Source organism: Methylobacterium sp. 275MFSha3.1 (genome assembly GCF_900108435.1).
Classification (GTDB): domain Bacteria; phylum Pseudomonadota; class Alphaproteobacteria; order Rhizobiales; family Beijerinckiaceae; genus Methylobacterium.
Window position 1 is genome coordinate 137,872 of sequence record NZ_FNWP01000011.1, and the last position, 24,971, is coordinate 162,842.

The window sequence follows — 24,971 nt, forward strand, 5'->3', positions numbered from 1 at the left end:
CTGAAGGCCCACCAGGACTGGCCGGCGAGGGAGGGCGCGATCATGGGGGCGAACCGGCGACACGCGGTCCCGGACTTCTCGGGCTACCCGGACCTCGTCGTGATCTATCTCGGGATGAAGGTCCGCACCCTGGCCGGCGTGAAGACCCTGCTCGGCTTCGGGCCGCGGATCGACAGGGTCGGCGCGGCGCGGCCAGAGGGCCTCCTGCACTACGAGAACAACATCATCTTCAGCCTGCGCCCGCTCCATGTCGGCATGCGCTGGTATTGGCGGGACATGGACAGCATGGTCGCGTGGTCCAAGTCCGAGCCGCACCGGATCTGGTGGCGGGATTTCCTGCGCGATACGCGCGGCGTCGGCATCTGGCACGAGACCTACCACATGCGCGGCGGCATGGAGGCGATCTACCACGACATGGCTGAGCCGGTCGGATTCGCGGCCTTCATGCCGATGCAGGAGGCAAGGGGCTCGCTGGCGGCCCGGCACGGGCGTTACGCCTCGTCCGACCTGCGCGACCTCCCCGCCGACAACGCGCCGGACGCCGCAGTCCCGCGCTGAGGCTCCGGCCGCCCGGCCGGAGTTCCGGTGCGGCGGATGAGCCGTGCGCGACGCGGGGTCCGCCCGTGCGCACGGTTCGGCTGGACACCGGCCCGCGCGGAAGGCACGGAGCGGATCAGGCACGATGACGGTCGGTTCGATGAGACAGGGTACCCTGCGCCTCGGCGCGTTCTTCTACGCGACCGGCCACCACGTCGCGGGCTGGCGCCATCCCTCCAGCGAGGCCGACGGCGGGCTCGTCCTGGAGCGCTACGTCGGCTGGGCGCAGCGCGCCGAGGCCGCGAAGTTCGACCTCATCTTCCTGGAGGACGGGAGCGGGATCCGCGACCTCGACCTGCGGTCGAGCGAGCGCACCGCGCGCTCGACCCATTTCGAGCCGCTGACGCTGCTGTCGGCCCTCGCGGCGGTGACGCGCCGGATCGGTCTCGTCGCCACCACCTCCACCAGCTTCAACGAGCCCTTCAACGTCGCGCGCCGGTTCGCCTCCCTCGACCATCTCAGCGGCGGGCGCGCCGGCTGGAACCTCGTGACCTCCGCGACCGACGCGGAGGCGGCGAATTTCGGCGGCGACCGGATCGGCCGTCACGCCGACCGCTACGAGCGCGCCGAGGAATTTGCGGACGTGGTCCTCGGCCTCTGGAACACCTGGGACGACGGCGCCGTGATCATCGACCGCGCGAGCGGCCAGTTCTCGAAGCCGGACGGCTTCCGCCCGCTGGATCACCGGGGCAAGCATTTCGAGGTCCGCGGTCCGCTCAACATCTCGCGGACGCCGCAGGGCCAGCCCGTGCTGGTGCAGGCCGGCGCTTCCGGGCCCGGCAAGGACCTCGCGGCGCGGACCGCCGAGATCGTCTTCACCGCGAACCAGACGCTGGAGGAGGCGGTCGAGTTCTACGGCGATCTCAAGGGGCGCATGCCCGGCTTCGGTCGTGCGCCGGATGATCTGAAGATCATGCCCGGCCTGTTCCCCGTCGTCGGGCGCAGCGAGGCCGAGGCGCGGGCGAAGTTCGAGGCGCTGCAGGACCTGATCGACCCGGTGGTCGGGCTGGCGCTGCTCGGTCGCATGATCGGCGGCCACGATCTGTCGGGCTACGATCCCGAGGGGCCGGTGCCGGAGTTGCCCGAGACCGAAGGCATCAAGTCCCGCCAGCAGCTCATGTTCGACCTCGCCCGCCGCGAGGGCCTGACCCTGCGCCAACTCTACCTGCGCATCGCCGGCGCGCGCGGCCACTCGCAGATCGTCGGCACGCCGGCCCAGATCGTGGACGAGATGGAGGCGCGGTTCCGGGCCGGCGGGGCGGACGGCTTCAACATCATGCCGCCGACGCTGCCCGGCGGCCTCGACGACTTCATCGCGCTGGTCCTGCCGGAGCTGCGGCGGCGCGGCCTGTTCCGCACCGAGTACGAGGGCCGGACGCTGCGGGACCATCTCGGCTCGCGCCCGCCGGCCGGGTTCGGCCCCGGTCGGGCCGCGGTGTAGCGGCGGGCCTCTTCCCGGGTCCGATCGGGCGAGGCGTCGCGACCCCCTGCGGCGTCTCGGACCGCATCATGATTGCGCACAAGCTATCCCCGCTGTGGTACAGCCACGCCACGAGGGCCGAAGGCCGCCATCGGCGAGTCGTGACAGGGGCGACCGGGCATTGACGGATCAGCAGGAACGCACGCGTTTCGAGGCGGAATTCGCCCGGACCGACGCGAGCACCGACCCCTTCGTCTCCGCCGTCCGGGCGACGCGGATGCCGATGCTGATCACCGATCCCCATCAGCCGGACAACCCCATCGTCTTCGTCAACGCCGCCTTCTCCAAGCTGACCGGGTACGGCCACGACGAGATCATCGGCCGGAACTGCCGGTTCCTTCAGGGGCCTGAGACCAGCAAGGCCGACATCGCGAAGATCAGGGCGGCGATCGCCCGCCGCGTGCCGATCGAGATCGAGCTCCTGAACCACAAGAAGAACGGCGAGCTCTTCTGGAACCGGCTGCTGATCTCGCCGGTCTTCGATCGCGCCGGGGAGCTCACCTACTTCTTCGCGTCGCAGTTCGACGTGACGCTGGAGCGGGAGAAGCTCGCGCGGATGCAGCGCGACCGGGAGGCGCTCGAGCAGGAGATCGAGCGCCGCACCAGCGACCTCACCCGCAGCGAGGAGCGGCTGCGATTCATCCTGAAGGCCGGACGTTTCGGCTCGTGGACCCTCGATCTCGCCGACATGCGGCTCGTGGCCTCCGAGACCTGCAAGGAGAATTTCGGGCGGGTGCCGGGCGAGGCGTTCAGCTACGAGGACCTGATCGCCGCGATCGAGCCCGAGGACCGGCCGCGCATGCAGGCCGCGGTGCAGACCTCGATCCGCGAGCACAGCGACTACGACATCGAGTACCGGGCGCGCACGCCCGGCGGCGAGCTTCGCTGGCTGCAGATCCGGGGTCAGACCTTCTACGACTCGGTCGGGCAGCCGCTGAGCATGGCCGGCGTCTCCATCGACGTGACCGAGCGCAAGCGCGCGGAGGAGCACCGCGCCCTCCTGGCCGACGAGTTGAATCACCGGGTGAAGAACTCGATGGCGACTATGCAGTCGATCGCGCACCAGACCCTGCGCAACGCCGCCTCCCTGGAGGAGGCGCACAGGACCCTCGACGCGCGGCTGCACTCGCTCTCGGCGGCCCACGACGTCCTGACCCGCCAGAGCTGGATCGGGGCCACGCTCGACGTCATCGTGGAGGGCACCCTCCAGGCGTTCCGGGGCGGGGCGGGACAGCGCTTCCTGATCAACGGACCGGAGGTGTGGCTGACGCCGCGCCTGACGCTCGCCTTCACGATGGCGCTGCACGAACTGGCGACCAACGCCGTGAAGTACGGCGCCCTGTCGAACGACCGGGGGCGAGTGGTCCTGAACTGGGACGTGGTCGACGGGGCGACGCCGGCCCGTCTCTGGTTCCGCTGGGAGGAGGTCGGCGGACCCGCGGTGACGGCACCGGCCCGCGGCGGGTTCGGCACGCGCCTCATCGAGCGGGCGCTGGCCGCCGAGATGGGCGGCTCGGCCGAGATCGAGTACCGCCCCCGCGGCGTGGTCTTCACGCTGGACGCGCCGCTGCCCGACCGCGCGCCCGCCGCGGCGGAGGCGACGGGCTGAGGATCGCGTCCCGCGGGCCCGCCGCCGGTCAGGTCATGCGGGTCAGGACGGTCTCGTTCCAGAGCCTGCGGTGCAGGAACGCCATCGCGGCGTGGCCGAGCACGACGACGAGGAGCGTGAAGCCCAGCCAGTAGTGAAACAGGTCGGCGGGCAGCATCATCCACTCGATCTTCGTTTCGCGCGCCGGCATGACCGGGATGCCGTAGGGCGCGAAGGGCTTGCCCGATCCGTACTGGCGCAGCAGCGCGAGGCTCGGGACCAGGACCATCAGGAGATAGATCAGGCCGTGACCGGCCGCGACCGCGCGCCCCGGCGCGCCCGGATGGGCGGGGCGCCGGTGAAGGTTCGCGAGGCCCCACACCCCGCGCAGGAGCACGAGCACGAACAGGGTGAAGCCGAGGGTGAAGTGGCTGCCGCCGACGAGGCGGGTGAGCGCCGCATCGCCGATCGTGACGTAGAGCAGCGCCCCGGTGAATTGCCAGGCGAACAGGGCCGCCATCACCCAGTGGAAGCCGCGGCTGACGCGACCGTACCGCTCCGGCGTGTCCAGCCAGACGGTCCGCGATGCGGTGGCGTGGCCGCTCTGCTCCGTCACGCGGCGTTCTCGGTCCAGAGGTCACCGGCCAGGCCGTCCCCGCGCAGGATCTCGGAGGCCGCGCTGGTGAGCGCGTGATCCGGTCCGGGCTGGCGCAGGTAGGTGGCGAGATCGCGCGACAGCCGCTCCAGCGGATGGCCGCGCAGGAAACCCTGGAGGCCGACCGAGCGCTGGGCCAGCTGGAGGATGTCGAGGCCGGCGCGCTCGACCGCGAGGCGGACCAGGTTGATGTAGGCGACGACGCGCTCCGGCGGCATCGCCGCGTCCGACGCGACCTGCGCCCCGCGCTCGACCCAGAGACGCGCGCCCTCGACCGCGATAGCGCCCTCGCCGAGGCGCGCCAGCTGGTGCGGATCGCTCCCCCGGCCGAGGCGGCGCAGATGGCCGCGCCAGGCATCGAACACGGCCTCGATGCCGCCGAGCTGCACCGCCGCGAAGCGCCACGCGCCGCCCGAGAAGGCCGGCTGCCGGAAGTAATCGTCGGGCTGGCCGAGGATATCGTCGGCCGCGAAGGCGAGGCCGGTGAAGTCGATCGTGCCGGTCGCCGAGGCGCGCATGCCCTGCGCCCGCCACGCCGAGAGATCGGACCGCGTGCCGGCGTCGAGCGGCACCACCATCATCGCCGTGCCGCCCTGTCCCGGATGCCGGGCGGTGACGAGGGCGCGGGTGACGAAGCCGGCGCCCGACGCGTAGGTCTTCACGCCGCGGAGATGGCCGTCGACGTCCGAGGCCTCGATCGTGAGGCCGCCTTCCCCCGGCTCGGTGTTCCAGACACCGAACAGGTGGCCGGCGCGCGCGTCGGCGAACAGGCGGACGCGCTGGGCGGGTGAGCCGTAACGGGCGACGAGCTGGAGGGCGTTGACGTGACCCTCGTAGAGCCGGCCGAGAGCGAGGCTTCCGTAGCCGACCAGCCGCAGAACCTCCGCCAGGGCACCGGCGCCCGGCTCCGTCCCGAGGCCCGCGCCGCCGTGATCCACCGGTACGGGCGCGGCGAGCAGCCCCAGGCGGGCGAGATCGGCGATATCGTCCTGTGGGAAGCCGTCGTCGTGATCCTGGGCGTCGGCGCGCGCGGGCGCCGACGCGGCGATCGCGCGCGCGGCCGCCTCGGAATCGTAGACGGGATCCAGGCGGGTCCACTGATCCATGCGCCTGACTCCTCTCAGAGCGCCACCGCGTCGACATCCAGGCGAATGGCCGCTGAGGGGCGGTTGCCCACGGTCGCGCGCTCGGGTCTCGTCACGTATGGGCCCCCATTGCCCGCAGAAGATGCGGAAGATCCTAAAAAACTAACCTAAGACTGAGCCATCCTTTCCCCGGCCGCGGCTGCGACCAATGCGACCGTCGTCGATCCGGGCTGCTCTCAGTTCAGCGTCCGGTTGGCGCGCAGCCGCGCCACGGCCAGGTCGACGAACGTCCGCACCTTCGCGGGCGCGTGCCGGCCTTCCGGGTACAGGACGTGGACGGGCAGCGGCGCTTCCTCGTAATCGGCGAGCACGATCTGCAGCCGGCCGTCCCGCAGGTCCGGGCCGATCTGGTAGTTCAGGACACGCGCCAGCCCCCAGCCCGACCGTGCGGCGCCGATCGAGACCTCGTTGGTGTTGCCCTCCAGAGTGGGGCGGACGACCACCCGCTCGTTCCGGCCGAACCGCCACTCCGGCGACGCGAAGGCCCCGGTGGAGACGGCGATCCGGTGGCGCTTGAGATCTGCCGGGGTCGCCGGCACGCCGTGCCGCGCGAAGTAGTCCGGGGCGCCGCAGATGACGTGGCGCACCGACCCGACCCGAGCGGCCGTGAACCCGGAATCGGTCAGGTGGCCGATGCGGATCGCCACGTCGATTCCCTCCTCCACCATGCTGACCGGCCGGTCGACGAAGAGGGTCCGCGCCACCATGGTCGGGTAGGTGTCGAGGTAATCGGTGACGATCGGGAGCACGTGCATCCGTCCGAACAGGACCGAGGCCGTCACCGCGAGCGTGCCCGACGGTGTCGCGTTGGAGCCGGCCGCCGCCGATTCCGCCTCGGCGATGTCGGCCAGGATCCGCCGGCAATCCTCGTAGTACCGGCTGCCCGCTTCCGTGAGCTTCACGGAGCGGGTCGTCCGGATCAGGAGGCGGGCGCCGATGGTCTCCTCGAGCGCCGCCACGGCGCGCGTCACGGCCGGCGGGCTCATGTGCAGGAGGCGGGCGGTCTGCGCGAAGCTCGCCGTCTCGGCGACCTTCGCGAAGATGCGCATGGCCTGCCACCGATCCATAGCCTCGCTCCGGGTTCTCGCGGCCGTGTCGCGACGCTCACGCCCGATCCGGCCTGCCGCGTCGGCGTCCCGGCCGATCGGTCAGAAGCCGAATTGGCTCAGGTCCGGATGGTCGTCCGGCCGGCGCCCGAGGGGCCAGTGAAACTCGCGGTCCGATTCCGCGATCGGCAACGCGTTGATGCTGCTGTGCCGATAGCGCATCAGCCCGTCCTCGGCGAGGCGGACCTTCGTGATCGTGCTCTGCGCGTCGAAGGGCGGCAGCGGCGGACGGACAGGATGGGCTCCTTGTCCTCGGGGAAGGTTCAGCCCGGCTCCGGTAGCGGCGCAGGATGATCCGCCGGCGCCGGTCCCGCGAGGCGGAACACGGCGCGCGCCGTGCCGTCGCGCGCGTCAGAGCGCCAGCTGCACCCGGTCCGTGCCCTCCGCGGGCACCGCGGAGCAGATCAGCACCTCGTCCTCAGCCACCGGTGCGCTCGGTTCCCTCAGATAGGTCACCGCGCCGGCCAGTAGCTTGGTGCGGCAGGTCCCGCAGCTGCCCTCGCGGCAGCTGAACTCCGGTGCGAGACCCCGCGCCTCGGCGAGGTCGAGGAGGCTGCCCGAATCCGGCGTCCAGCGCGCTTCCTTGCCGGTGTCGAGGAAGGCGACCGGCACCGTCTCCGTGGAGGCCGGTGGCCGCGGAGGCACGGCCGCCGCCGTTCCGGTGTCGCGGATGAGCCCCGATGGACCGAACGCCTCCGCGTGGATCCGGTCGTCCGCCACGTTGTAGCCGCGCAGGCCGTCATAGAGCGCCTGGGTGAAGGCCGACGGGCCGCACAGGTAGAAATCGTAATCCGCGAAGGCCAGGAACCGCGTGAGCAGGGCCATGTCGATCCGGCCCGCGGCCTCGTAATCGACGCCAGCCGCGGCATCGGAGACATCGCTCAGGACGCGCACGATCCGCACGGCTCCCTGCGCCGCCGCGGCGAGTTCGGACAACTCCCGGTCGAAGGCGCGCTCGGCGCGGGTGCGGGCAGCGTAGACGAGCGTGGTCGGCCGGATCTTGCGGGTGCGCAGGCCCTCGTAGACCACGTGCCGGAGCATCGCGAGAAGCGGCGTGATCCCGACGCCGCCGGCGAGCAGCACGGCCGGGCGCGCCGCGCTCGCGTCGAGGGTGAAGCCGCCGCCGGGCGCGCGCGCCTCGACGATGTCGCCGACCCGAACTCGGTCGTGGAGGTGCTGCGAGACGGTACCGTCTCGCTTCACGCTGATCCGGTAGGTCGGGTCCGAGGGCGCCACCGACAGCGTGTAGGTCCGGATGACCGGCGCGTCGGCCCCTGGCAGTGTCACGCGGATCGGCAGGTGCTGGCCCGCGCGGTGCGGGAGCCGCCCGGCCCCGTCGTCCGGGGTCAGGTGGAAGGACCGGATCGTGCGGCTCTCGTCGACGATCTCGGCTACCCGGAACGGCCGCCACTGCGTCGCGCGCTCGGCCGCCCGGACGCGGTCGGTGGCCTCCGCCCAGTCGCCGGTCATCAGCGCGTTCGGCGACCAGCCGTCCGGCCGGAACGACCAGCGCAGCGGCAGGGCACCGCGTCGGCGGATCACCCGGCGCGGCCGGAAGCTCCAGAGCCGCTCGGCGCCCTGGAAGGCCGCGATCTCGGGCGAGTCCAGGATCACCGCGGCGTCGCCGGTCAGCTGCAGGAGATCGCCCGTCTCGAAATCGGTGAAGACCAGGCCGGCCCTGCCGTTCAGGAAGATGTTCCCGAGCGTGGCGAAGAACAGGTTGCCGGCGAAGTCGGGGATGGTCAGCGTGCCGTCCGCGGCGATGCGGACGAACCCCGCCTTGCCGCCGCGATGCGAGACGTCGACCTGGCGCCGGCCCTCCCGGTCGGCGTAGGAGGCCACGAAGAACGTGTCCGCCGCCGCGATCAGGCCGCGGGCTTCCGGGTCGAGCTCCGCGCTCTCCTCGGCGGGGGCCGGAGCGGGGGCGCCCGGCTCGCGGACGAAGCTCATGTCGCGCAGCTGGATGTATTGCGGGCAGTTCCCGAAGCTCTGGTCGACGGCGAAGTGCAGGACTCCGCCGGCCGTGGAGCGGACGAGGCCGTTGACGCGGTTGCGGCGGCGGCTGTCCAGCGCGATCCCGAGGAGGCCGATTGCGTCGCCGTCGCCCGTGCCATCGGACGCGGGGTCGGCCTGGTCCGGCCGCGCGGCGATGTCGAGGGTCGTGGCGGTCGGCGAGGAGATGAAGCCGGGACGGCCAGCTAGGAGCGTGGCCCAGGCGTCGCCCTGCCGGTCGACGCTGCCCAGCACGATGAAGGGGATCTCCGCGAAGAAGGCGCGGTGCTGATCGGGCATGAAGTCCCGCACCACCCGCTGGCCGATCACCGCCATTCGGTCGGCGGCGCCGACCGTTTCCTGGATGGACGTCTCGCCGGCATGCCATGTCGGCAGCGTCGCAAAGGTCTGACCGTCAGCCATCTCCGCGCCCTCCACTCGTATCCGCCCCCGGGCGCGGGTGCGCCCGGGGCCTTCCGGTCACGCCGCGGTCGTGAGGCCCGCGGGGGTCTGGGCGAAGGGGACGAAGCCCGGCAGGCCCTCGATCCGGCGCAGGAAGGCCTCGACCCGCGGGTAGCCCGACAGGTCCACGTTCCCCTCCGGGGCGCGGGCGAGGTAGCTGTAGACCGCCACGTCCGCGACGGTCGGCCGCTCGGCCGCGAGCCAGTCCCGGCCATCGAGATGCGCCTCGAGCCGCCCCAGGAGCGTGTGCGCCCGGGCGATCACCTCCTCCGGATGGAACGTGGCGCCGAACACCGTGATCAGCCGCGCTGCCGCCGGCCCGTAGGCGAGTTCGCCCGCCGCGACCGAGAGCCAGCGCTGGACCGCCGCCGCGGCGCGCGGATCCTCGGGCAGCCAGTCGGATCGGCCGAGCCGCTTCGCCACGTAGACGAGGATGGCGTTGGAATCGGAGACGATCACGCCGTCGTCGTCGAGCACCGGCACCTGACCGAACGGGTTCATGGCCAAGAAGGCCGGCGTCTTGTGTCCGCCCGCCTTCAGGTCGACCTCGATCAACTCGTGCGGGGCCTCGACCAGGGAGAGGAACAGGCGGGCCCGATGCGCGTGGCCGGAGAGGGGATGGTGGTAGAGCTTCATGACCGTGGATCTCCGTCGGGGGCCGGGATCGCCCCGGGCCGTGTGAGGAGAATGCCGCCGCGTTCGGGCGAGCAGAATAGGCGTTCTCCGCAGTTCATCATTCCGGAAATCGGAATAATCGCGCGGCTTGGCGCGGCCGTCATCCGCCTCGCCCCGCGGGTACAGGCGCCGCGGACGGGCTTGGCGCAGACGCCGATCAGCGACCCGGGAAGCAATCATCAAGACGCCGGTTCCGAAAAGACTGCGCGGGACTTGACACCGAGGCCATTACCGAGGAGCCTAGTTTTCAGGCGCGGGGCAAAGCTGCCCAGTTTCGCGCCAATACGTCACCATCTTTCACGGCGATGCCGCCCGCAGTGCTTCCGCACTGGCGGGCTTTTTGCGTTCTGAAGGATTGCATGGGCCTCAGCCATCACCGCATCGGCATCCTGTTCTCCGCGGACGGACCCTACGGTCTCGTCGGGCGGGCGATGCTGAACGGCGCGCTCCTGGCGGTCGACGAGGTGAACGCGCGGGCCGACTGCGCCCTGGAGCCGGTGATCCGCGATCCGCAGGGCGCCCTCGCGGGCTACGTCGCCGGCGCCGAGCGGCTCCTCGACGCGGGGATCCGCCACGTCGTCGGCTGCTACACCTCGTCGAGCCGCAAGGAGATTATCCCGATCTTCGAGAAGCGGGACGCCCTGCTCTGGTACCCGTCGCATTACGAGGGCTTCGAGACCTCGGCGAACGTTGTCTACACCGGGGCGGCGCCGAATCAGCACATCGTCCCGCTGGTGCGGCACCTCCTCGCCCGGGGCGGCCGCACCGCCTTCTGCGTCGGCTCCAACTACATCTGGGCCTGGGAGAACAACCGGATCCTGCGGGAGACGCTGGCGATCGCCGGCGGCAGGGTCGCGGGTGAGCGCTATTTCGCGGTGGGCGAGACCGTCTTCGATCAGGTGATCGCGGCGATCCTGGACGCGAAGCCAAACTTCGTCTTCAACACGCTGATCGGCATCTCGGCGTACCGCTTCTTCCGCGACTTCCGGAGTGCCTGCGCGGCGCGCGGCATCGACCAGGCGCGGACCATGCCGGTGGCGAGCTGCAGCCTCGCCGAGCCGGAACTGGAGGCGATCGGGCCGGAGGCGGTCGACGGCCACCTGTCCTCCAGCGTCTACTTCACGTCGATCGACACGCCCCGCAACCGCGCCTTCATGGCGGCTTACGCGGCGCGTTTTCCCGAAGGCCCGACCCCCTCGGCGGATGCGGAATCCTCGTACATCGCGGTGCATCTCCTGGCGCGGGCGCTGGCGCGGGCCGGGACCGAGGATGCCGCGACGGTGCGCCGGGCGGCCTGCGCCGACGAGTTCGAGGCGCCCCAGGGACCGGTGCGCCTCGACGAGACGACCCTCCACGCCTGCCTGACCCCTCGGATCGGCCTCTCGACGGCGGCGGCCCGCTTCACCATCGTGGCGCAGGCCGAGGCGCCGGTCGCGCCGGACCCCTACCTGGTGCGCAGCGATCCGCGCGTCGTGCCGGTGAGCCGGCGCCCGCACCTGAAGGTGGTGCCATGACGACGCCCCGGCTGATCCAGAATTTCAGCGGTGCGCAGGCCCTGCTGATCGCGCCGCCGAGCACCGCCACGGACGTCCTGGCGAGCACCCTGATGAAGCTCGGGCTCACCGTGGCCTCGGTCGTCCCGGCCGGCGAGGCGCCGTGGCTCGATTTCGAGATCCTCGACCCCGAGCACCACATCGTCATCGTGGACGGCGACCTGCCGCTGCCGGGCCTCGCGGCGAGCGCCGTGCCCGACCTGCCGCCGGTCCCGGTGGTCGGGCTCGTGGGCGTCGAGGCGCCGAGCCGTCTCAAGGGGCTGCTCCAGCTCGGCGCGACCGGCCTGCTGCGCAAGCCGATCCACGGCGCCTCGGTCTACGCCGCCCTGTTCCTGGCGGTGAACAAGCACAACCGGCGCCGTCTCCTCGAGGAGCGCCTGGCCCGCCACGAGGAGCGGAGGCGCGGTCGGCGCCACGTCGTCAAGGCGATCCTCCGGCTGATGCAGGAGCACGGCCTCGACGACGACGCGGCCTACGAGACGCTGCGGCGCGACGCCATGCGCGCCCGGCAGCCCCTGGAAGCCTACTGCGAGGCGCTGGTCCGCACCCGTCCGTCCGTCGCCGCGCCGGCCCTCTCGCCGCGGCTGGCCCGATCCTGAAGCACGCACTCCACCCCGTAGACGAGGACGACCCGATGACGAGAACGCCCCGCGGATCCCGCCTGTCCGCCCTCGCGGCCGCCCTGCTCGCGGGCGCATCCCTGGCCGCCCCGGCGGCCCGCGCCGCCGACCCGATCAAGCTCGGCGTCCTCGAGGACCAGTCCGGCGACTTCGCGGTCGCCACCATCGGCAAGGTCCACGGCATCCAGCTCGCCGCGGACGAGATCAACGCCGCGGGCGGCATCGCCGGACGCAAGCTGGAGCTCGTGATCTACGACACGCAGTCCGACAACACGCGCTACCAGGAATTCATGCGCCGGGTGCTCCAGCGCGACAAGGTCAACGCCGTCTTCGCGGGCTTCTCCAGCGCGTCCCGCGAGGCCTACCGGCCGATCGTCGACCAGCTCGACGGCTTCGCCTTCTACAACAACCAGTACGAGGGCGGCGTCTGCGACGGCCACATGGTCGTCACGGGCGCGGTGCCGGAGCAGCAGTTCTCGACGCTGATCCCGTGGATGATAGAGAAGTTCGGCAAGCGGGTCTACACGATCGCGGCCGACTACAATTTCGGTCAGATCTCGGCCGAGTGGGTGCGCAACATCGTCAAGGAGAACGGCGGCGAGATGGTCGGGGAAGAATTTATCCCCCTCGGCGTGTCGCAATTCTCGCAGACGATCCAGAACATCCAGAAGGCCAAGCCCGACATCCTGATGACGCTGCTCGTCGGGACGGCGCAGGCCTCCTACTACGAGCAGGCGGCGGCCGCGAACCTGAAGGTGCCGATGGGCTCCTCGGTCAACATCGGCCAGGGCTACGAGCACAAGCGCTTCCAGCCCCCGAGCCTCGCCAACATGTACGTGACCACGAACTACATCGAGGAGGTCGACAGCCCGTCGAGCAAGGCGTTCCTGGCCAAGTGGAAGGCGAAGTTTCCGAACGAGCCGTACGTCAACCAGGAGGCCGAGAACTCCTACCTCGCGGTCTACCTCTACAAGCAGATGGTCGAGCGGGCGAACGGCTCGACCAAGCGCGCCGACCTGCGCAAGGTCATCGCGGCGGGCGATGTCTGCGTGGACGCGCCGGAGGGCAAGGTCTGCATCGACCCGAAGAGCCAGCACGCCTCCCACACGATCTACCTCGCCAAGGTCGACGAGAAGCACGCGATCTCCTTCCCGAAGACCTGGGACAACATCCAGCCGTACTGGCTCGGGAAGGCCGGCTGCGACCTGACGAAGAAGGATCCGATGGCGCAGTACACGCCGAGCAACCCGCCGAAGCCCTGAGCCGCCGGGACGGGTTCCCGCGCGCCGCGGTCCCGGGCCGGAGACGACGCGACATCGCCGGGGCCGAGGCCCCGGCCCACAGCCATCACGATCGGGCCTCCGGATGGATCTGCTGACTCACGCCTTCACGTTCCTCTACCAGATCGGCGACGCGTTCTCGTTCCTGGTCCTCTCCGCCTGCGGCCTCGCGGTGGTGTTCGGCATGATGGGCGTAATCAACCTCGCGCACGGCGAGCTGATCATGTGCGGCGCCTACGTCACGGCGGCGACCTCGCGGGCCGGGCTGCCGCTGCCTCTGGCCATCCTGGCCGGCGCGCTCGTCGCCGGGGCCGTCGGCATGGTGATGGAGCGCCTCGTCATCCGCCACCTCTACGGGCGGCCCCTCGACACGATCGTGGCGACCTGGGGCATCAGCCTCGCGGCGACGCAGGGCACGCTGATCCTGCTGGGCTCCAGCATGCCGGGGATCGGCACGCCGCTCGGCAGCTTCACGGTCGGCGGCTACTCCTATTCGACCTACCGCGTGGTGCTGATGGTCGCCGCCGTCGCTGTGCTGGCCGGCCTCTATCTCGCCTTCAACGCCACCCGCTTCGGGACGCTCGCCCGCGCCACCATCCAGGTGCCGCACATGGCCGAGGCCCTCGGCGTCGACACCCGCAAGGTCTACGCCCTGACCTTCGGCCTCGGCGCGGCGCTGGCGGGCCTCGCGGGCGGGCTCTACGCGCCGACCATGACCATCGTGCCGACTATGGGGACGACCTTCATCATGGAGGCCTTCGTCACCGTGGTGGTCGGTGGCGCCGACATCTTCCTCGGCACGGCGCCGGCGGCGCTCGTGCTGGGCACGGTGCGGGCGCTGCTCACGACGTGGCAGGGCCAGCTCTTCGGCCAGATCGGACTCCTCGTCGCGGTGATCCTGGTGATCCGGGTGCTGCCGCGGGGCATCTCGGGCCTGATCCTGCGCGAGCGGGCCTGAAGCCATGGCGATGATTCCGGCGATGACCCTGCTCCGGCGCCTCGAGGGCCCGCAGACCCTGGGGCGCGGCCCGGCCTTCTGGACCGCCTTCGCCCTCGCGGTGGCGGCTGCCGTGGCCTACCCGTGGTTCGCGGACGGCTACACGGTCGGCAACACCGCCTACTTCTTCTGCTGGGTATTCATGGCGCTCGGCCTGTGCCTGATCTGGGGCTACGGCGGCGCGCTCAGCTTCGGCCAGACCGCCTTCTTCGGCCTCTCCGGCTACGCCTACGGCGTGCTCACGCTCAATGTCGGCGCGGCCTACGGCTTCACCCTGGCGGCCCTGGTGCTGGCGGTCGCGCTCTCGGCCGTGATGGCGGCGCTCCTCGGCTACTTCCTGTTCTTCGGCCGGATCGGCGGGGTGTTCCTCGGCATCATCACCCTGTCGGTGACGCTCGCCCTGGAGCGCTTCATGGCGCAGACCGCCGGTCCGGAATGGAAGATCGGGGCGGCGCGCCTCAACGGCTACAACGGCATGAGCGGCATGCCGCCCCTGACAGTGCCGTGGCTCGACGGCGACGTCGTGCTGTTTCCCGACGTCGCCCTCTACTACGGCCTCCTGGGCCTCCTGATCGTCGTCTACCTCGCGCTGCGCATCCTGGTGAACGCCCGGTTCGGCAACGTGCTGGTGGCGATCCGCGAGAACCCGGAACGGGCCGAGATGCTCGGCTACGACGTGCGGCGCTACCAGCTCGCCGCCTTCGTGATCGGCTCGGCCCTCGCGGGGCTGAGCGGCACCCTCTACACCGCCTGGGGCCAGTACATCACGCCCTCCAGCATGGGCCTCACCGCCGCCGCGCTGCCGGTGATCTGGGTCGCGGTCGGCGGCCGCGGCGACCTGACGGCCACGCTCATCGGCACGCTCGTGGTCCTCGGCGGCTTCCAGGCGCTGACGATCTACGGCAGCCAGTACGCCCTGGTGGTGATGGGCCTGCTCCTCGTCGTGGTGGTGCTGGCCGCGCCCGACGGCCTCGTGGTGGCGGCCATGCGCGGGCTCGGGCGCCTGCGCGGCCGGGAGGCGGGCCGATGAGCCCGCTCCTCGAGACCCGCGATCTCAGCAAGCATTTCGGTGGGCTGCACGTCACCAACGACGTGAACTTCGCACTCGCGGCGGGGGAGATCCACTGCCTGATCGGGCCGAACGGCGCCGGCAAGAGCACCTTCTTCCGCCTGCTGCTCGGCGAGTACGTGCCGGAGCGGGGGCAGATCCTTTACGCCGGCGAGGACATCACCGCGCTCAAGCCCTTCGCGCGGATCCGGCGGGGCATGAGCGTCAAGTTCCAGGTGCCGGGCATCTTCCCGAGCCTGTCGGTGGCGCACAACCTGGAGATCGCCCTGCAGCACCATCTGGAGGGCGCCTCGCTCGGCGCCGAGATCCGCCGACTGCTCGCCTTCCTCAATCTCACCGCGGCGGCCTCCGACCGCGCCGGTAACCTCAGCCACGGGCAGAAGCAGTGGCTGGAGATCGGCATGGCGATCAGCCTCAAGCCGCGCCTGCTCCTCCTCGACGAGCCCACCGCCGGGATGTCGCCGGACGAGACCTTCGCCACCGGCGCGATGGTGCAGGCGCTCAACCGCGACGGCGTCGCCGTGCTGGCCATCGAGCACGACATGGCCTTCGTCCGGCAGATCGCCCAGCGGGTGACCGTGCTCCATGTCGGGCGCATCTTCGCTCAGGGCACCACCGACGCGATCATCGCGGACGAGCGGGTCGCCGCGATCTACCTCGGGGAGGCGGACGCGCCGCCGCTTCGGAGCGTCGCCGATGCCTGACCCGCTCCTCGCGACGACCGGCCTCCGCGCCGGCTACGGCGGCAAGCCCGTGCTGCAGGGCGTCGACCTCGCGGTCCGGCCCGGCGAGATCGTGGCGGTGATCGGCCGCAACGGCGTCGGCAAGTCGACGCTGATGCGCAGCCTCGTCGGGCTCCTGCCCGCCTCCGCGGGCGGGATTGCGTTCCGCGGCGCGGCCGTCGAGGGGCTCGCCGCCCACCGGCGCGCCCGCCTCGGCATCGGCTACGTGCCGCAGGGCCGCGATGTCTTCCCGCGCATGAGCGTCGTCGACAACCTGACGGTCGGCGCGTCGCTGCTGCCGAAGGGGGAGCGGCCGGATTACGAGCGCGCCTTCGGGCCTTTCCCGATCCTGCGGGAGCGGCGCGGGCAGCGGGCGGGGACGCTCTCGGGCGGCCAGCAGCAGCAGCTCGCCATCGGCCGCGTCCTCGTCGGCGGGCCTGCGCTGATCCTCCTCGACGAGCCCTCCGAGGGCATCCAGCCCTCGGTGGTGCAGCAGATCGGCCGCACCCTGGTCGATCTCAACCGCCGCACCGGGGTGACGATCATGTTCGTGGAGCAGAACCTCGACCTGATCCGCGCCATGGCCCAGCGCAGCTACGTCATGGACAAGGGCCGGATCGTCGCGGAGCTGACGGCCCGGGACCTCGACGACCGCGATCTCGTGCGGCGCCACCTCGCCGTCTGACGACACGGCAGACAATCAAGGGATAGACGACCATGCAGTGGCTCGACCAGTCCATCATGGCCCGCAAGGGCGTCGCCGGCGGCAAGCCCGGCCGGGAGTACACGATCACCGAGGCCGAGCAGGGCCGCTACCACTACGTCTACGGGCCCTTCGCCGAGCCGGTGCTGACCGTCGATCCCGGCGCCGTCGTCACCGTCGAGACGCACGACGCCTTCGAGGGCAAGATCCGCCACGAGACCGACAGCCCGACGCAGATCCTGAATTTCCCCTACCTCAACCCGCAGAACGGGCCGATCTACGTCAACGGCGCCGAGAAGGGCGACTGCCTCGCGGTGGCGATCCGCTCGATCCGGCCGCGCGGCCCGCAGCCCTGCGGCACGACGCTGATCATGCCGGAATTCGGCGGCCTCGTCGCCACCGGCGACACCGCGCTCCTCAATCCGCCGCTCCCCGAGCGGGTGCGCAAGCTCGAGGTCACGGCCGAGACCGGCGTGCGCTGGAACGACCGGATCACGCTGCCCTACCAGCCGTTCATCGGCACGATCGGCACCTCGCCGGAGATCGAGGCGATCTCCTCGCTGCAGCCGGACTATTACGGCGGCAACATGGACCTGCCGGACGTGGGCGTCGGCGCGGTGATCTACCTGCCGGTGAATGCGAAGGGCGCGCTCCTCTACCTCGGCGACTGCCACGCCGCGCAGGGCGACGGCGAACTCTGCGGCGTCGCGGTGGAGCACCCGACCCACACGACGGTGCAGATCGACCTGATCAAGGGCTGGACCTTCCGCTGGCCGCGGCTCGAGACCGAAGACTTCTACATGACGATCGGCTCGTCCCGGCCGATGGAGGACGCGGCGCGCATCGCCTACCGGGAGCTGATCCGCTGGCTCGCCGCCGATTTCGGCTTCGACGAGATCGACGCCTACATGCTGCTCACGCAGTGCGGGCGCGTGCGGCTCGGCAACATGGTCGATCCGAAATACACGCTCGGCGCCTCGATCACGAAGGCGATCGCCCACGCCTGACCGGCGACGGAGGAGGATGGCATGGATCTCGGGCTCAGAGGCCGCCGCGCGCTGGTGACCGGCGGCACCAAGGGGATCGGCGCGGCGATCGTCGACCTGCTGGCCGACGAGGGGGCGGCGGTCGCCCTCTGCGCCCGCAACGCTGCGGAGGTCGCCGCCAAGGTGGCGGCCCTGCGCGCCCGGGGCGTTGCGGCGACCGGGCGCGCCGTCGACGTCGCCGATTCCACGGCCCTGCGCGACTGGATCGCCGAGGCCGCGGAGGAGCTCGGCGGCCTCGACATCGTGGTGCCGAACGTGAGCGCGCTGGCGGTCGGCAGCGACGAGGCGGCGTGGCGCAGCGGCTTCGCCGTCGACATGATGGGCACCGTCTCGGCGGTCGAGGCGGCGATGCCGTACCTCGAGCGCTCCGAGGCCGGCGCGATCGTCGTCATCTCCAGCGTCTCCGGGCGGGAGATCGACTTCGCGGCCGGTCCCTACGGCGCCTTCAAGGCGGCGCTGATCCACTACGCGCAGGGGCTGGCCTTCCAGCTCGCACCCCGGAACATCCGCGCGAACTCGGTCTCGCCCGGCAACACCTACTTCTCGGGCGGCGTCTGGCACCAGATCGAGACCGGCAACCCGGCGCTGTTCGCCGAGGCGCTCCGGCTGAACCCGACCGGCCGGATGGCGCGGCCAGAGGAGGTGGCCCGCGCCGCCGTGTTCCTGGCGAGCCCGGCCGCGAGCTTCATCACCGGCACCAACCTCGTGGTCGACGGCAGCCTGACCCGCGGCGTGCAGTTCTGACGCCGACCGGCCTCGCCCCGCACCGAGACACCTGCGACGTCCGAAGCACACCCGGCGCGTTCAGTACGGTCGTTCAGCGACGAAGTCCGGAGATCGCGAGGACTCACCACACTTGCGACGCATTTCGGCCGCTCTCGACTCTGTAAAGACAAGCTTGCCACGCGCGCTGGCACGCGGCACTCTCAAGCTTGGCCGTTCGCGCGGCGGTGGCACACCGCCCAGTCGCGCCGGGCTGCAGGACAGGGAAGTCCAGGGCGATGAAGACGGACGATCGCGAGGCCGGCGGGCTCGACGGGCGCGGGCGCCTCGGAAGCGAGGCGGGAGTTCTCAGCCGCCGGTCGTTCCTGGCCGGCTCGGCCCTCGGGATCGGCGCGCTCTCGCTCGGCGGGTGCGGGACGACCGACACCCTGCTCATGGCCGAGGCGGCGAAGACCTACGGGCCGATGCCGAACGAGAAGTTCCCGATCCCGGCGGTCGACGTCAGCAAGGTCAACCCGAAATACTACCGGCGGACCGTCCAGTACGCCTCGTCGGAGGCGCCCGGCACGATCGTGGTCGATCCCGCCAACTACTACGTCTACCGCATCGAGGGTGACGGCACCGCAACCCGCTACGGCGCCAATGTCGGCCGCCAGGGCTTCCTGTGGAACGGGAACGCCTATGTCGGCCGCAAGTCCGAGTGGGCAACCTGGACCCCGCCCAAGGAGATGATCCGGCGCCAGCCCGAGGCCGCGAAGTATGCCCGCGGCATGCCCGGCGGCCTCGACAACCCGCTCGGTGCCCGCACGCTGCACCTCTACCAGAACGGCGCATATACGCTCTACACGATCTACGCCAGCAGCGACGCCGAATCGATCGGCACGGGCATCACCAGCGGTTGCGTCGGCCTGCTCAGCCAGGACATGATCCACCTCTACGCGCGCACGCCGGTGAAGACGAAGGTGGTCGTGCTGCCGGCCTGAGGGCGGGCAGCGCCCGCGCCGTCCCCGCTTCCCGGCGGCCCCGACATCCTGCAGGATCGGGTCCCCTGAGGTCCGACAGCGCGCCGGGAGCGCCCGCATGGCCTACGCGACGACGATCGAAGGCACACGCTTCACCTTCCCCGACCTGCGCAGCCTGCTCGCCAAGGCCACGCCGGAGCGCTCGGGCGACCAACTCGCCGGGCTCTGCGCCGACGGGCCGGTCGAGCGCCTGGCCGCGCAGATCGCCCTCGCCGACCTGCCGCTCAAGACCTTCCTGGCCGAGGAGCTGATCCCCTCGGACCAGGACGAGGTCTCCGACCTCATCGCCCGCCGGCACGACACGAAAGCCTTCGCGCCGGTCTCATCCCTGACGGTCGGCGCCTTCCGCGAGTGGCTGCTCGCGCCCGCCGCCGACGCGGACGCCCTCACTGCCCTCGCGCCCGGCCTCACGCCCGAGATGGTCGCGGCGGTCTCCAAGATCTGCCGGCTGCAGGACCTCGTCGCGGTGGCTGCCAAGCGGCCGGTGGTGACGCGCTTCCGCTCCACCATCGGCCTGCCCGGGCGCCTCGCCACCCGCAACCAGCCCAACCACCCGACCGACTCCTCCGAGGGCATCCTGCTCTCGGCGCTCGACGGACTGCTGATGGGCTCGGGCGACGCGGTCATCGGCGTCAACCCGGCCACCGATTCCCTGCCGGACTACATCCGCATCGTCGAGCTGCTCGAGACCCTGCGGTTGCGCCTCGACGTGCCGACCCAGCACTGCTGCCTCGGCCACGTCACCGTGGCGATCGAGGCCATGGCCCGCGGCGCGCCCGTCGACCTCGTGTTCCAGTCGGTGGCCGGCTCGCAGAAGGCCAATGCCGGCTTCGGCGTCGACCTCGCCGTCCTGCGCGAGGCCTCGGACGCTGCCCGCGCGCTCGGCCGCTGCCCGGAGGGCGGGCAGCTCATGTACTTCGAGACCGGCCAGGGCTCGGCGCTCTCGGCCGACGCCCACTGGGGCGTCGACCAGCAGACCATGGAGGCGCGCGCCTACGCGGTGGCGCGGGAGTTCGACCCGCTGCTGGTCAACACGGTCGTGGGCTTCATCGGTCCCGAGTACCTCTACGACGGCAAGCAGATCATCCGCGCCGGGCTGGAGGACCACTTCTGCGGGAAGCTGCTCGGCCTGCCGATGGGCGTGGACGTCTGCTACACCAATCACGCCGATGCCGACGGCGAGGACATGGACGCGCTCCTGACCCTGCTGTGCGCGGCCGGGGTCAACTTCGTCATCACGGTGCCGGGGGCGGACGACGTGATGCTGAACTACCAGTCATTGTCGCACCACGACGCTGTCTACGCCCGCGAGACCCTGGGTCGCCGTCCGGCCCCGGAATTCGAGGCGTGGCTGCGGGCCGTGGGCATCACGGACGGGCAGGGCCGGCTGGCCAGCGCGACGGGCGCGCTGCCCCCGGCCCTGGCCGAGGCGTCCCGCCTCCTGCCCGGGCGGGCGGCGTGAGCGGCGAGCCGGCCCGTCCGGGCCACCCGACGCTGCGCGAGCTGCGCGAGCTGCGCGGGCTGACCCAGGCGCGCATCGCGCTCGGCGCGCACGGTGCTGGCCTGCCGACCGGCGCGGCGCTCGCCTTCGGGCTCGACCATGCCCGCGCCCGCGAGGCGGTGTGGACGCCCCTCGACGTGGCCGCGATCCGCGAAGGGCTGCGGGCGCAGGGCCTCGACGCGGTGGAGGTCCGCTCCGCCGTGGCCGACCGGGCGGAGTACCTGCGCCGGCCGGACAGGGGCCGCACCCTCGATCCGGAATCCGGGTCGGTACTCGACGGGCACGGGCCGGGCTTTGACGTGGCGATCGTGATCGCGGACGGGCTGTCGGCGACGGCGGTCGCGCTGAACGCGGTTCCGGCGGCGGCGGCGCTGGCAGCGCGGGTGCGGCGGGCCGGCTGGCGCCTCGCGCCGGTGGTCGTCGCGAGCCAGGGACGTGTAGCGATCGGCGATCCGATCGGGGCGCGGCTCGGGGCGCGCTGCGTCGTGGTTCTGATCGGGGAGCGGCCGGGCCTGTCGGCCTCCGACAGCCTGGGCTGCTACGTCACGTACGGCCCGGCGCCGGGGCTGCCCGATTCCCGGCGGAACTGCATCTCGAACATCCGGGAGGGCGGTCTGGCGGTCGAGGTGGCCGCCGCGCAGATGGAGGCGCTGCTGCGGGCGATGCTGGCCCAGGGCACCAGCGGCGTCGCGCTGCGCCGGGACGATCCCGCAGACCCGAAGGCGCTGCCGGACGCGCGGGACTGACCGCTCGGACGACCCAGGCGGACGTCACGCGCGCTCCGCGGACGGGCTGCAGCCGAAATGGGACCGGTAGCAGCGGGCGAAATGGGCCGCGCTCGTGAAGCCGCAGGCCGTCGCGATCTCCCCGATCCTGAGCGGGCTCTGGCGCAGAAGGCGGCGTCCGTGGGCGAGGCGAATCGCCCTGTACTGGGCCGAGAAGCTGAGCCCGAGCTTGTCGAGGAACAGCCGGTCGAGGTGGCGCGGGCTGATCGCCGCGAGGCGCGCCATGGCGAGGCGGCCGAGCGGCGCCTCCACGGTCTTCTCCATCGTCTCCAGCACCGCCAGCAGAGCCGGATGGTGGATTCCGTAGCGCTCGACCGCGGAGGCCCGCTGCGGGTCGTCGGCGGCGCCGATGGCGGTGTGGAGGAACCAGTCGGAGACGCGCCGGGCGAAGGCCTCGCCCATGCGTTCGGCGATCAGGGCGTGGGCCATCTCCAGGGGCGCGACGCCGCCGCCGCAGGTCAGGCGATCGCCGTCGGCGACGTAGCGCGCCCGGCTCAGGCGCGCCTCCGGGAAGGTCTCGACCGTGGCACCGGCATATTCCCAGTGGAGCGTGAACGCGCGATCGGCCAGCAGGCCCGCTTCGGCCATCAGGTAGGGACCGCCCGAGATGCCGCCGATGCGGACGCCGAGTCGGGCCATCCGCCGCAGGGTCGCGTGGATCTCGGGCCTGTCCCACCCGGTCGGCTCGCCGCCCGCGCAGACGAAGAGGGTGTGGAGGTGGCCGCGCTGGCGCGGCAGCGCCTCGGTGGGGACCTCGGCGCCCGACGAGGCGGCCACCCGGCCCTCCGACTCGCCGAAGTAGCGCAGGCGGTAGAGCGGCCGCCCGGCAAGTTCGTTGGCCGCCCGGAACGGCTCGCACCCCGAAGCGAAGGACAGCAGCGCGAAGCCGGGCACGAGGATGAAGCCGATCTCCTGTGGGCGATCCCCGGTCTCCGCCTCCATCTCGGACGCCCCCTCCGCTCCTCGATGGCTCAAACGTGCAGGAAACCGTCCGTTTCAGTCAAACGCCCGCCTCGGCATTGATCATGCTGTGTGCCGTTACCCCGTCCCGCGCGAGATCGCTTCCGGATGCCTCGACCTGCCGATCTTCCTCCGTTCCGCGCCGCCGCGGCGGCCCGTCCCGGAATCGAGCGGGAGTGTCGGCCGTGAGCCGCCGCTACGACGTCGCCGTGCTGGGTCTCGGCGCGATGGGCAGCGCCGCGCTCTACCAGCTGGCGAAGCGGGGCGCCGCGGTCATCGGGCTCGACCGCTTCGCGCCGCCCCACGCGCTCGGGTCGAGCCACGGCGAGACGCGGATCACCCGTCAGGCGGTCGGTGAGGGCTCCGACTACGTCCCCTTCGTCACCGCCTCGCACCGCATCTGGCGCGAGCTGGAGGCCGAGACGGGCGAGACCCTGCTGAACGCCTGCGGGGCGCTCGTCATGGCCCCGGGCCACGGCGTCTCCTCGCACCACGGCAAACCGGACTTCGTGGGCCGGTCCATCAGCGCCGCGGAGGGCGCCGGCATCGTCCACGAGGTGCTGACAGGGGCGGAGGTGGCCCGCCGCTTCCCGCAATTCCTGAACCTCGCGGGCGACGAGAAGGCCTATTACGAGCCGGGCGGCGGCTACGTGTTCCCGGAGCGATGCCTCGCGGCGCAGCTCGGCCGCGCGGGTGCCGCGGGCGCCGAGATCCGCACCAACTGCACGGTGGTCGGGCTGCAGCAGGACGGGAGCGGCGTCCGCATCGAGACGGCGGAGGAGACCATCCTGGCCGACCGCGCCGTCGTGGCCGCGGGCGCCTGGACGGCCCCCCTGCTCGGGAGCCCCTTCGACCGGCTCCTGACCGTCCGTCGCCAACTGCTGCACTGGTACGCGCTCGCGGACGAGACCGCCTACGGGCCGCACGCGCCGGTCTTCATCTGGATGTACGGGACGAGCGACACGGAATACCTCTACGGCTTCCCGCCGCTCGACGGGTCCATCAAGGTCGCGACGGAGCAGTACAGCACCACCACCACCGCCGACGGGGTGGAGCGCCGCGTCGATCCGTCGGAATCCGACGACATGTACCGGCTGCGCGTCGCGAACCGGCTGGCCGGCGCGACCCCGGAGGTCGTCCAGGCCGCCGCCTGCGTCTACACGGTGACCCCCGACCGCGGCTTCATCATCGACCGGCATCCCGCGATGGAGCGGATCCTGGTCGTCTCCGCCTGCTCGGGGCACGGCTTCAAGCACTCGGCCGGCATCGGCGAGGCCGTCGCCGCGGAGCTGGCTGGGACCGGTAGCACCGTCGATCTCAAGCCCTTCGCTCTGGCACGTTTCAGTTGATGCGCCGGCCAATGGCTCGTGGATTGCTTGAAACCATGCCAAGATCCGTCGACCCGAGCAGGAAAGATCCGATGCGTCTCACCGTCCGCACCCTTCTGACCACCGGTGCGCTGGCCGCGCTCGCGGCGTTCTCGACCGTCGCGCTGCCCGGCCGGGCCACGGCCGCCGACGGCGTCGACGCGATCAAGAAGCGCGGAACGCTGATCGTCGGCGTGAAGGCGGATTACAAGCCGTTCGGCTTCCGCGACCCGAGCGGGACCATCATCGGCCTGGAGCCCGACCTCGCCGCCGACCTCGCCAAGCGGCTCGGCGTGAAGCTCGAGCTCGTGCCGGTCGTCTCGGCCAACCGGATCGAGTTCCTGCAGCAGGGCAAGGTCGATCTGCTGATCGCCACCCTGTCGGACAAGCCGGAGCGCCGCCGCGTGGTGCAGGCGATCGACCCGAACTACTATTCCGACTTCGTGAACGTCCTGCTGCCCAAGTCGTCCGGCATCACCGACTGGGCGCAGCTCAAGGGCAAGCCGCTCTGCGCCACCTCGGGCGCCTGGTACAACAAGGACGTCGCGCGGACCTACGGGGCGGAGATCGTCGCCTTCGACGGGTCCGAGAAGCCGCTCTTCGCGCTCAAGCAGGGCAACTGCATCGGCTACGTGTACGACCAGAGCATGCTGCAGGGTAAGCTGCTCGACGACGACTGGAAGGCCAACTACGCGCTGCCGCTCAAGGGCATCCTCGACGCCCCGTGGATGATGGCGGTGGCGCAGGGCAACACCACGCTCCAGGCCGCGGTCGAGGACGCCACCAAGGACTGGATGAAGACCGGCTTCATCGTCAACGAGGAGAAGAAGTGGGGCATCGAGCCGACCGCTTACTCGAAGGCGATGCACGAGAAGTACAAGAACGCGACCAACTGATGCGGTTCTGCGCGACAACACCGAGCG

At 71.4% G+C, this 24,971-nt stretch carries 23 protein-coding genes and 1 pseudogene; 17 read left to right on the forward strand and 7 right to left on the reverse strand.

The annotated features are described in order from the left end of the window. Positions 1 to 42: 42 nt before the first annotated feature. From BLW78_RS15190 to BLW78_RS15200, 3 genes are all read left to right on the forward strand, one after another. Positions 43 to 558, forward strand: a complete 516-nt coding sequence (locus tag BLW78_RS15190) for a DUF4188 domain-containing protein (RefSeq protein ID WP_056533255.1) — start codon at positions 43 to 45, stop codon at positions 556 to 558. A gap of 139 nt (positions 559 to 697) precedes the next feature. After that, positions 698 to 2,038, forward strand: a complete 1,341-nt coding sequence (locus BLW78_RS15195) for an LLM class flavin-dependent oxidoreductase (RefSeq protein ID WP_026604917.1) — start codon at positions 698 to 700, stop codon at positions 2,036 to 2,038. Between the two features lie 160 nt (positions 2,039 to 2,198). Beyond that, positions 2,199 to 3,686, forward strand: coding sequence for an HWE histidine kinase domain-containing protein (locus tag BLW78_RS15200; RefSeq protein WP_020093089.1), 1,488 nt, complete (start codon positions 2,199 to 2,201; stop codon positions 3,684 to 3,686). Between the two features lie 28 nt (positions 3,687 to 3,714). Here BLW78_RS15200 and BLW78_RS15205 read toward each other — a convergent pair whose 3' ends face one another. The 6 genes and pseudogenes from BLW78_RS15205 to BLW78_RS15225 form a co-directional block, all read right to left on the reverse strand. After that, positions 3,715 to 4,281 carry a cytochrome b gene (locus tag BLW78_RS15205; RefSeq protein WP_020093090.1) on the reverse strand — a complete coding sequence of 189 codons (567 nt, stop codon included), beginning with the start codon at positions 4,279 to 4,281 and terminating at the stop codon, positions 3,715 to 3,717. Next, positions 4,278 to 5,426 (reverse strand): acyl-CoA dehydrogenase family protein, encoded by a 1,149-nt coding sequence (locus tag BLW78_RS15210; protein WP_020093091.1) that lies wholly within the window; start codon positions 5,424 to 5,426, stop codon positions 4,278 to 4,280. Before BLW78_RS15210 ends, BLW78_RS15205 begins: the two co-directional genes overlap by 4 nt. Before the next feature lie 215 nt (positions 5,427 to 5,641). Further along, a complete protein-coding gene (locus BLW78_RS15215; RefSeq protein ID WP_020093092.1) occupies positions 5,642 to 6,532 on the reverse strand; it encodes a LysR family transcriptional regulator in 891 nt (296 codons plus the stop codon). Between the two features lie 81 nt (positions 6,533 to 6,613). Further along, positions 6,614 to 6,748 (reverse strand): annotated as a pseudogene (locus BLW78_RS31755) (DUF1348 domain-containing protein); the annotation flags it as partial. Between the two features lie 174 nt (positions 6,749 to 6,922). After that, the gene (locus BLW78_RS15220) at positions 6,923 to 8,986 is read right to left on the reverse strand and encodes a 2Fe-2S iron-sulfur cluster-binding protein (RefSeq protein WP_091680644.1); all 2,064 of its coding nucleotides are present in this window, start codon (positions 8,984 to 8,986) and stop codon (positions 6,923 to 6,925) included. Positions 8,987 to 9,043: 57 nt separating this feature from the next. Beyond that, positions 9,044 to 9,661 (reverse strand): glutathione S-transferase family protein, encoded by a 618-nt coding sequence (locus BLW78_RS15225; RefSeq protein WP_091680564.1) that lies wholly within the window; start codon positions 9,659 to 9,661, stop codon positions 9,044 to 9,046. A 398-nt stretch (positions 9,662 to 10,059) separates the two neighbouring features. On the opposite strand from BLW78_RS15225, the gene BLW78_RS15230 reads away from it, so the two are divergent. From BLW78_RS15230 to eutC, 12 genes are all read left to right on the forward strand, one after another. After that, a complete protein-coding gene (locus tag BLW78_RS15230; protein ID WP_091680565.1) occupies positions 10,060 to 11,214 on the forward strand; it encodes a transporter substrate-binding domain-containing protein in 1,155 nt (384 codons plus the stop codon). Beyond that, the gene (locus BLW78_RS15235; RefSeq protein ID WP_091680567.1) at positions 11,211 to 11,852 is read left to right on the forward strand and encodes an ANTAR domain-containing response regulator; all 642 of its coding nucleotides are present in this window, start codon (positions 11,211 to 11,213) and stop codon (positions 11,850 to 11,852) included. Before BLW78_RS15230 ends, BLW78_RS15235 begins: the two co-directional genes overlap by 4 nt. Before the next feature lie 35 nt (positions 11,853 to 11,887). Further along, positions 11,888 to 13,135 (forward strand): urea ABC transporter substrate-binding protein, encoded by a 1,248-nt coding sequence (locus BLW78_RS15240; RefSeq protein WP_091680568.1) that lies wholly within the window; start codon positions 11,888 to 11,890, stop codon positions 13,133 to 13,135. A 103-nt stretch (positions 13,136 to 13,238) separates the two neighbouring features. Continuing rightward, positions 13,239 to 14,111, forward strand: coding sequence for an ABC transporter permease subunit (locus BLW78_RS15245; RefSeq protein ID WP_091680570.1), 873 nt, complete (start codon positions 13,239 to 13,241; stop codon positions 14,109 to 14,111). Positions 14,112 to 14,121: 10 nt separating this feature from the next. After that, a complete protein-coding gene (locus tag BLW78_RS15250) occupies positions 14,122 to 15,180 on the forward strand; it encodes a branched-chain amino acid ABC transporter permease (protein WP_091680645.1) in 1,059 nt (352 codons plus the stop codon). Continuing rightward, a complete protein-coding gene (locus tag BLW78_RS15255; protein ID WP_091680572.1) occupies positions 15,177 to 15,923 on the forward strand; it encodes an ABC transporter ATP-binding protein in 747 nt (248 codons plus the stop codon). Before BLW78_RS15250 ends, BLW78_RS15255 begins: the two co-directional genes overlap by 4 nt. Beyond that, positions 15,916 to 16,626 carry an ABC transporter ATP-binding protein gene (locus tag BLW78_RS15260; protein ID WP_091680573.1) on the forward strand — a complete coding sequence of 237 codons (711 nt, stop codon included), beginning with the start codon at positions 15,916 to 15,918 and terminating at the stop codon, positions 16,624 to 16,626. The genes BLW78_RS15255 and BLW78_RS15260 overlap by 8 nt, the downstream gene beginning before the upstream one ends. Positions 16,627 to 16,658: 32 nt before the next feature. Then, the gene (locus BLW78_RS15265; protein WP_091680575.1) at positions 16,659 to 17,651 is read left to right on the forward strand and encodes an acetamidase/formamidase family protein; all 993 of its coding nucleotides are present in this window, start codon (positions 16,659 to 16,661) and stop codon (positions 17,649 to 17,651) included. A 21-nt stretch (positions 17,652 to 17,672) separates the two neighbouring features. After that, positions 17,673 to 18,434, forward strand: a complete 762-nt coding sequence (locus BLW78_RS15270) for an SDR family NAD(P)-dependent oxidoreductase (protein ID WP_091680576.1) — start codon at positions 17,673 to 17,675, stop codon at positions 18,432 to 18,434. Between the two features lie 257 nt (positions 18,435 to 18,691). After that, positions 18,692 to 19,396, forward strand: a complete 705-nt coding sequence (locus BLW78_RS15275) for a L,D-transpeptidase (RefSeq protein WP_091680578.1) — start codon at positions 18,692 to 18,694, stop codon at positions 19,394 to 19,396. A gap of 97 nt (positions 19,397 to 19,493) precedes the next feature. After that, a complete protein-coding gene (locus BLW78_RS15280) occupies positions 19,494 to 20,897 on the forward strand; it encodes an ethanolamine ammonia-lyase subunit EutB (RefSeq protein WP_091680579.1) in 1,404 nt (467 codons plus the stop codon). Continuing rightward, complete coding sequence (gene eutC / locus BLW78_RS15285) at positions 20,894 to 21,682, forward strand: ethanolamine ammonia-lyase subunit EutC (RefSeq protein ID WP_091680581.1); 789 nt, start codon at positions 20,894 to 20,896, stop codon at positions 21,680 to 21,682. Before BLW78_RS15280 ends, eutC begins: the two co-directional genes overlap by 4 nt. 24 nt (positions 21,683 to 21,706) lie before the next feature. Here eutC and BLW78_RS15290 read toward each other — a convergent pair whose 3' ends face one another. Further along, positions 21,707 to 22,663 carry a GlxA family transcriptional regulator gene (locus BLW78_RS15290; protein WP_020093108.1) on the reverse strand — a complete coding sequence of 319 codons (957 nt, stop codon included), beginning with the start codon at positions 22,661 to 22,663 and terminating at the stop codon, positions 21,707 to 21,709. Positions 22,664 to 22,866: 203 nt separating this feature from the next. Here BLW78_RS15290 and solA point away from each other — a divergent pair, with 203 nt between their 5' ends. Both solA and BLW78_RS15300 read left to right on the forward strand, forming a co-directional pair. Then, entirely contained in the window at positions 22,867 to 24,030 is a 1,164-nt protein-coding gene (solA, locus tag BLW78_RS15295) for an N-methyl-L-tryptophan oxidase (protein ID WP_091680647.1), read from the forward strand. Positions 24,031 to 24,101: 71 nt separating this feature from the next. After that, positions 24,102 to 24,944: a transporter substrate-binding domain-containing protein gene (locus BLW78_RS15300; RefSeq protein ID WP_020093110.1), complete on the forward strand. Its 843-nt coding sequence runs from the start codon at positions 24,102 to 24,104 to the stop codon at positions 24,942 to 24,944. Positions 24,945 to 24,971 lie beyond the last annotated feature (27 nt).

Bases quoted from the DNA above. Each gene is read 5' to 3' on its own strand.
- BLW78_RS15280 (WP_091680579.1), top strand. From the start codon at position 19,494: ATGGCCTACGCGACGACGATCGAAGGCACACGCTTCACCTTCCCCGAC.
- BLW78_RS15250 (WP_091680645.1), top strand. From the start codon at position 14,122: ATGATTCCGGCGATGACCCTGCTCCGGCGCCTCGAGGGCCCGCAGACC.
- BLW78_RS15235 (WP_091680567.1), top strand. From the start codon at position 11,211: ATGACGACGCCCCGGCTGATCCAGAATTTCAGCGGTGCGCAGGCCCTG.
- BLW78_RS15195 (WP_026604917.1), top strand. From the start codon at position 698: ATGAGACAGGGTACCCTGCGCCTCGGCGCGTTCTTCTACGCGACCGGC.
- BLW78_RS15265 (WP_091680575.1), top strand. From the start codon at position 16,659: ATGCAGTGGCTCGACCAGTCCATCATGGCCCGCAAGGGCGTCGCCGGC.
- BLW78_RS15290 (WP_020093108.1), bottom strand. From the start codon at position 22,663: ATGGAGGCGGAGACCGGGGATCGCCCACAGGAGATCGGCTTCATCCTC.
- BLW78_RS15240 (WP_091680568.1), top strand. From the start codon at position 11,888: ATGACGAGAACGCCCCGCGGATCCCGCCTGTCCGCCCTCGCGGCCGCC.
- BLW78_RS15210 (WP_020093091.1), bottom strand. From the start codon at position 5,426: ATGGATCAGTGGACCCGCCTGGATCCCGTCTACGATTCCGAGGCGGCC.
- BLW78_RS15245 (WP_091680570.1), top strand. From the start codon at position 13,239: ATGGATCTGCTGACTCACGCCTTCACGTTCCTCTACCAGATCGGCGAC.
- BLW78_RS15300 (WP_020093110.1), top strand. From the start codon at position 24,102: ATGCGTCTCACCGTCCGCACCCTTCTGACCACCGGTGCGCTGGCCGCG.
- BLW78_RS15215 (WP_020093092.1), bottom strand. From the start codon at position 6,532: ATGGATCGGTGGCAGGCCATGCGCATCTTCGCGAAGGTCGCCGAGACG.
- BLW78_RS15225 (WP_091680564.1), bottom strand. From the start codon at position 9,661: ATGAAGCTCTACCACCATCCCCTCTCCGGCCACGCGCATCGGGCCCGC.
- BLW78_RS15190 (WP_056533255.1), top strand. From the start codon at position 43: ATGGGGGCGAACCGGCGACACGCGGTCCCGGACTTCTCGGGCTACCCG.
- BLW78_RS15230 (WP_091680565.1), top strand. From the start codon at position 10,060: ATGGGCCTCAGCCATCACCGCATCGGCATCCTGTTCTCCGCGGACGGA.
- BLW78_RS15260 (WP_091680573.1), top strand. From the start codon at position 15,916: ATGCCTGACCCGCTCCTCGCGACGACCGGCCTCCGCGCCGGCTACGGC.
- BLW78_RS15270 (WP_091680576.1), top strand. From the start codon at position 17,673: ATGGATCTCGGGCTCAGAGGCCGCCGCGCGCTGGTGACCGGCGGCACC.
- BLW78_RS15220 (WP_091680644.1), bottom strand. From the start codon at position 8,986: ATGGCTGACGGTCAGACCTTTGCGACGCTGCCGACATGGCATGCCGGC.
- BLW78_RS15275 (WP_091680578.1), top strand. From the start codon at position 18,692: ATGAAGACGGACGATCGCGAGGCCGGCGGGCTCGACGGGCGCGGGCGC.
- BLW78_RS15255 (WP_091680572.1), top strand. From the start codon at position 15,177: ATGAGCCCGCTCCTCGAGACCCGCGATCTCAGCAAGCATTTCGGTGGG.